This window comes from Cysteiniphilum litorale (assembly GCF_003428165.1).
GTDB lineage: Bacteria > Pseudomonadota > Gammaproteobacteria > Francisellales > Francisellaceae > Caedibacter > Caedibacter litoralis.
Window position 1 is genome coordinate 1 of record NZ_QLIQ01000068.1, and the last position, 6,586, is coordinate 6,586.

5 protein-coding genes and 1 riboswitch are annotated in these 6,586 nt (G+C 39.1%); of the genes, 1 reads left to right on the forward strand and 4 read right to left on the reverse strand.

The annotated features are described in order from the left end of the window. Nucleotides 1–481: 481 nt before the first annotated feature. Nucleotides 482–934, reverse strand: coding sequence for a hypothetical protein (locus tag DNJ75_RS13835; protein ID WP_117004033.1), 453 nt, complete (start codon nucleotides 932–934; stop codon nucleotides 482–484). A 93-nt stretch (nucleotides 935–1,027) separates the two neighbouring features. After that, nucleotides 1,028–3,115, reverse strand: a complete 2,088-nt coding sequence (locus DNJ75_RS13840; protein ID WP_117004034.1) for a TonB-dependent receptor — start codon at nucleotides 3,113–3,115, stop codon at nucleotides 1,028–1,030. 28 nt (nucleotides 3,116–3,143) lie between these two features. Then, a riboswitch (cobalamin riboswitch) is annotated at nucleotides 3,144–3,373 on the reverse strand. Between the two features lie 129 nt (nucleotides 3,374–3,502). Between DNJ75_RS13840 and dxs the strand changes: the two genes are divergently transcribed. Then, nucleotides 3,503–5,359, forward strand: coding sequence for a 1-deoxy-D-xylulose-5-phosphate synthase (gene dxs / locus DNJ75_RS13845; RefSeq protein WP_117004037.1), 1,857 nt, complete (start codon nucleotides 3,503–3,505; stop codon nucleotides 5,357–5,359). A 17-nt stretch (nucleotides 5,360–5,376) separates the two neighbouring features. On the opposite strand, the gene DNJ75_RS13850 is transcribed toward dxs, so the two are convergent. Together DNJ75_RS13850 and DNJ75_RS13855 are read right to left on the reverse strand one after the other, a co-directional pair. After that, nucleotides 5,377–6,405 (reverse strand): MFS transporter, encoded by a 1,029-nt coding sequence (locus tag DNJ75_RS13850; protein WP_224742254.1) that lies wholly within the window; start codon nucleotides 6,403–6,405, stop codon nucleotides 5,377–5,379. Beyond that, nucleotides 6,395–6,586: hypothetical protein (locus tag DNJ75_RS13855; protein WP_157968365.1), on the reverse strand; the 192-nt coding region annotated here is incomplete at its 5' end. The genes DNJ75_RS13855 and DNJ75_RS13850, both read right to left, overlap by 11 nt.

The following is a 6,586-nucleotide window of genomic DNA, read 5'->3' on the forward strand; positions in this document are numbered from 1 at the left end:
ACGTGAATCTTTAGAAATATACTCAAAGCTATCGTTAGCAGATGCACAAGGGAAGTATGATGATGTTATTGGGGACTTTCCTGTATGAAATTAACCCAGACTGACCCACAGCGCAAGTTCCGGAGCAATAGGCCTAATAGGCGTATGCAATACGCCCCTACAACTTTTCCACTTCTTTATATTTGATATTCCCTTCGACTTAGCTCAGGGAGCGGTGGATAATCTGGGTAGCTATAAACGTTGGCTGAGCGTCAGTCGAAGCCAATAGTCGACTTTGCTCAGATAACGATTGATATTTAATTGGAATGTGCTGCGATTAATTCCAAAGGAATATTGATATTAATACTATGAGGCAATAAAAGTTTATGCGTATAATTTTGTGATTGTAAAAAGTGAGTCAAAAGCGCCTGTAGCACTTGAGGTGGTAAGGGCGAGAAGTTTATTTTTTCTAATGTACCTTGCCTGTTAATTGTCAGCGTAATCATGGTACTGAAGGATTGACAGGTGCTGATTGTTTGGCAAGATAGTTACTCAAAGCGCTTTGCAATTCTGACATGATATTATTTATTTCTTCGGCGCTACTAAAGGCAGAGGTGGCTGAAGTTGTATTCAATCTGATAGTATGATGATCTTTATTAATCGGTTGAGGCGATGATTTATTTGCTTCAATCTTCTTGTTTTCGTGATGTGGTGGTTGTATTTGTTTTGGTGGATTATTGTCAATTTTGAGTTTTGCGTTCTGTGTTGTCAGTGGCGTATAATCTGTTGTTGGTGATGGTTTTAACGTATTCGTCTGAGGGCTTGCAGACGTAAGGCTTGTTGCACTATTTGGAAGGTTAGTGCTTACTTTTCTTTGGCTAAGATAAACAATATGTGCAGGAATACTCTCTTTGATTAGGGCAATATCAATGCGCTTATTAGCTGTTTTATTCATATATTTCGCAAACAGACAACAAAGGATAATTAGCAAGATAACACTTATGTGCAAAATCAGAGAAAGCAGGGTTGCACGTTTCATAACAAGCGATTAAAACTGATATTGAATATTAAGCATGGCGACAATGCCATCGGCGGGGTAGTAGCTTAGGTCTTTTAAATTATAGGTTGAAACATAACTGTAATAGAACTTATTAAACAGGTTATAAATATTGAAATTAAACTGCCAATGATCTAGCTGATACTTGGCACCCAGATTAGTAAGGAAGTAACCGCTCTGCTTAGCAAGAGTATTGGTATAATCGCCATAGGCGTAGCTTGCGCTATAGTATTGCTCCTGCAGCCAGAAAGAGAGTTTGTCATTAAATTGCCAATGGCTATGGATCTCCGCAGTAAAAGGTGGCTGACCGGGGACTTGGTTGTTTGATATTGGCACATATATAGGATCTTGATTTTCATCCAAAGTTGTAAAAGTTCCAGATCTGAAGATGTTTAAATTAAAGGCAAAACTGCCGCCAAGACTTAAACTCGGCAGCCATGCATAATCAAGCGCGAATAGATTACCAATGGTTTGTGTTGGTGGTAAATTAATATTGGCACCTGGGAATTGCGAACCTGAGACTGGGTAGCTTGGATCATAATCAATTTGATTATTAATCAGCATCCAATAAGTACTATTTTTTAAGGTTAACTTATCGTTTTTATAGGTATTATCAAGCTGATAAATCCATGCCGTCTGCGGATTTAAACCAAAGCTTGTCGTTGTTCCGGGTGTTAAATTAGATTGATCAATAAAAGGCAGCTGATAGGCATATGAAGCTGAAACACGCGTATTAAAACTTTTACTCCAATTGTATTGCAGATAAATATCACCTGCACCGATATTAATCACTTGAGAGCCTGAGTTATTACTCGAGTTAAAATCGCCCGTAGTATAGCTATGCTCAAAACGCCCACCGATACCGCTTTGCCAACTCTTATTTAAGGTAAAGTCACTTTGGTTGAATAATGCAATGTTGGTTTGTGTCGCATTATTTGTGGTAAAGCTTTGCCTGAAGGTTTGATAATTAAACTCAGTACCAAATGTGTTCTTTATAAAATTATTATCAAATATGATGCTTGGGCGTAAATAAAACAAGCTACTACCTTGTTTAGATGAGTAGTTTGAGTTTGCAAAAATAGCATTAGCCCATTGCTGTTGATATTGCGATTTGAGGGCAAATTGCCATTGCTTATCAAGTGCTTGTTCAAAGTTAAGCTGTGTATTGATGGTGTGGTTAATGTATTTTTCTTTGCTGCTTGTTGCTTGCCATGGATTATCATCGCTTTGCTGTTGATTTAGCGCGCCGGAGAAATGCAAGTATTGATAACTATCACTGAAGTTCAGTGAAAATTTTTGTGTATTGGTTTGATGCATTAAAGCAATATAGGCATTATTGCTATTGTTACGTGAATAATTGCGATAGCCATCAATGCTTTGACTGTTATTGGCAAGTTGTAAACTCCACGTTTTTTCATTATCCAATAGCTGATTAATAAAGACATTAATGCCAGCGCCAAATGGGTAGCCGCCAGATAAACCAATCGTGTATTTATCGTGAGCCATAAATTTCTGTTCAATATTGATCGTTCCACCCAAGCCCATACCACCGTAGAGTACACTACTGGCTGTAGGATCTATGGCAATACTTTCAATGCTATCTTGTGGGATCAGAGAAATATTCTGAGCTTGCGAGTTAAATTGGTTCAGTGGGATCCCATTTAATAAAACGCTTGCACGTTGCCCCTTTAAATAAAAGCTAGGGTTTGCGACACTATCATTATCATTGATATTAACCCAAGCATTCTGCTTAATGGTGCGGTCAATACTTTGATTGGCATAATTAGGCATTAAGGATACGCTAATGGGTGCGCTAGAGGCATTGCTATTATTTCGTGTTTTGTTTTGGTCATTATTTAAGTGATTTGCATAATTTATAACAATCGTTGGCAAGGTGTATTCAGTTGCTGATAGATGTTTATCATCGCTAGTGGCTTTGACATTTTTTGCACTTTTTGTACTTTTTGCATTTTTGACATTATTATCACTGTCGTTATTCTGCTGATCAGCAAAGCTTATTTGCCCAACGATGGACAATAGTATGATGGCACTTAAGGTGCGAAAACGGTATGGTTGCATGAAGCCCTCTTTGTTGTTTATATCCCCGTAAACGTTGTGTTATTAGGCAGGTTTCCGGACTTGATACCCATCAAAATAATTTACGATGGGTGTGACCTAAATGCTTCTTCCCAGTTGCCCAGTGAATGATTGCAAGCGCTCTTTGAAGCTGTCTTTAAAAGCGTGGTTTACCGTTGCGGGTACAGTATTGGATTTACACCAATTTCCCTTTTAACTCATGTATAAAGAACGATGAGCACCTAACAGGCGCTGATATTAGAGCGCTTTAGAGCAAATGGCAAGATATCGCTTGTAAAAAGCAAAGAATATTAAGGGTTTTACTTGAGAAAGCCAGCATAGTAAAGGATACTATGCCACAGAACTAAAATAGACAAATTGCTTGTTGTTATGTCAAAAACAAATCGTGCAAATTACCCCTTGTTATCAAAGATTAATTCTCCTTGTGATTTGCGCAAACTTGCCGTTTCTCAATTAACACATTTAGCGACTGAAATACGCACCTTTCTTGTCGAGACGTTAGATGTCTCAGGCGGGCATTTTGCCAGTAGTTTAGGGGCTTTGGAGCTAACCATTGCTTTACATTATGTCTATGACACACCGAATGATCATTTGGTGTGGGATGTAGGACATCAAACCTATGTGCACAAGATCCTAACAGGGCGTGCTGACGAGTTGATTACTATCAAAAAGCCCGGTGGCATATCAGGCTTTCCTAAGCGTAGCGAAAGTGTTTATGACAGCTTTGGTGTAGGGCATTCCAGTACATCCATAGGAGCCGCTTTAGGCATGGCAGAAGCTGATAAACTCAAAGAATCAAATGCTAAATCTGTTGCCATTATTGGTGATGGGGCCTTAACCGCAGGTATGGCGTTTGAAGCGTTAAATCATGCTGGTGGTATGCATTCAGATGTTTTAGTGGTATTAAATGACAATGAGATGTCTATCTCTGAGAATGTTGGCGCGCTTACTAGTCATTTGACTAAAATTCTATCGGGTTCAACCTATAACAATATTCGTGAAACCGGTAAAAAGTTTCTTAAAAAACTCCCTGGCGCCTTTGAGTTGGCAAAACGCTTGGAAACTCAAGCCAAGGGGATGTTTGTACCGGCTAATTTGTTTGAGGCACTTAATTTTTACTATGTGGGTCCGATTGATGGTCATGACATTGAGGCTTTGGTTGAGGCATTAAAAACGATTAAATATCATGATGGTCCTAAGCTTTTGCATATCTTAACCAAAAAGGGTAAAGGCTATGAAAAAGCAGAGGAAGATCCGATTAAGTTTCATCATGTTAATCCACAGTTTAATTCAAATTTAGCGACTAAAGGTGTATCACAAGCCAAATTAAGCTATTCAAATATCTTTGGGCAGTGGCTATGTGATATGGCTGCAAAAGATGACAAGCTTGTTGGTATCACGCCTGCAATGCGTGAAGGATCAGATTTGATTCGCTTTTCAAAAGAGTATCCTAAACGCTACTATGATGTTGCGATTGCTGAGCAACATGCGGTGACGTTTGCCGCGGGTCTTGCTTGTGAGGGTTATAAACCTGTTGTTGCGATTTATTCAACCTTTTTACAACGCGCTTATGATCAAGTGATTCATGATGTCAGTTTACAGAATCTAGATATTCTCTATGCTGTGGATCGCGCTGGCATTGTAGGAGCTGATGGCGCGACACATGCGGGAATTTTTGATTTAAGCTTTATGCGTTGTATCCCCAATACCGTTGTCATGACGCCAAGTGATGAAAACGAATGTTATCACATGTTAAGCTTAGGCTTTAAACACCAAGGCCCTGCGATGGTGCGCTACCCGCGTGGTACAGGCACAGGAGCCGAGATTACAGAAAGTTTTGATTTAAAAATGGGACAATCAAAATGCGTGCGCCAAGGTCAAAAAGTGGCGATTTTAAACTTTGGTACGTTACTGCCAATAGCCATTAAAGCAGCTGAACAACTTAATGCTACCGTGATAGACATGCGCTTTGTTAAGCCATTAGATACGCACATAATTAAAGAGCTAGCCAATTCGCATGAGATAATTATTACATTAGAAGAAAATGTGATTATGGGTGGCGCTGGATCTGCAGTGAATGAATATCTAATTGCTAATGACCTATTAAGTAAAATCAAAGTGCGTAACATCGGGTTGCCTGATCATTATCAGGATCATGGTGATAAAAATGCATTACTGGCAGAAGTGGGCATTTCAGTAGAGGGTATTATGCAGTTAGTTGAGTAATTGTTTAAGTTAATAAATTAAGTAGCAGGACAAGTCTCAAGAGATGGTTTTTTGCGCTGAGATATGGCAAGGTAAGCACCAAAGAAGGTAAGTAGTAATCCAACCCAAATGGCATAAGAAATAATAAGTCCATCATAACCAAAGCGGGTAAGATATGCGCCAAGACTGCTAAAGGCAAAAGCAAATAGATTTTGCACTAACCCAATAGCGGATGCGGCAGTTCCACGGAGATGTGGGTGAAGTGACAATGCTTGGCTCACTAAATTTGGCATGCCAATACCCGCGCCAATGGTAAAGATAAAAAACGGAATGGCTAATAACCATGCCGATAAAGTAACACCAGCTAGTTCAGCAATAACAACTAAGATAAAAACAATGGTTGTAACTGCCACAGGTAGCATAAACATCTGTTTAAATGAAGTGCCTTTTTTCAGTAAAAATTTAGAGAAGATGCCCCCCAAAATAAACGCTACTGAAATCGGTATAAAGAACAGGCTAAAACTCTTTGTCGCAAAATGAAGCTTTGTTAGCAAGAAAGGAACCTGTGATAAGTAAACATATACCGACATGTAGATCGTAGCACTGGCAAAGGCAAGTACCATAAACTGTGCATCAACAACCAAGTGTTTATATTGTCTTAAAATGGACAATACGATATGTGTTTGCTCCAACTGGTGCTGTGGCTTTTTAGTTTGCAATGCAGTTTTTGGCACAGGTAGACTTAATGTCAGCGCAATGAGGATAATTGCCAGAATAGTTAGGGTAACAAAAAGCGCTTGCCAGTGGCTAAACGATAGGATAAATCCACCAAACATCGGTGCCAATGCAGGCATTGAACCAATGATGATAAAGCCTGAATTAATCATATGTTTTGCTCTATCTTCAAAGTAGGTGAAGCTTAAAACTTGCCATAAGCAAAGCGCACTGGCAGCACTTAAACCTTCAATAAAACGTGCAAAGATAAAGGTGGATATATTCGGTGAAAATATCGCGATTACATTCGCAATAATATAAACTGAACTTTCCCAAGTTTTGTTAAGCGGCAAGCCCAATAATCATTTGAATCCATGAATTTCTATGATTTTTTAGCTCAGATTCATCATTTTGACAAACCCTGAGTTTATTCTGACGCCTTATCAACAACTTTCGTGCTGCAGAAAAGGTGTATTGCGGCTTAGTGCCATCATGTGTTAGCTCATTGACTGCATCACTAGGAAGATGCATGAC

Bases quoted from the DNA above. Each gene is read 5' to 3' on its own strand.
- DNJ75_RS13835 (WP_117004033.1), bottom strand. From the start codon at position 934: ATGAATAAAACAGCTAATAAGCGCATTGATATTGCCCTAATCAAAGAG.
- dxs (WP_117004037.1), top strand. From the start codon at position 3,503: ATGTCAAAAACAAATCGTGCAAATTACCCCTTGTTATCAAAGATTAAT.
- DNJ75_RS13840 (WP_117004034.1), bottom strand. From the start codon at position 3,115: ATGCAACCATACCGTTTTCGCACCTTAAGTGCCATCATACTATTGTCC.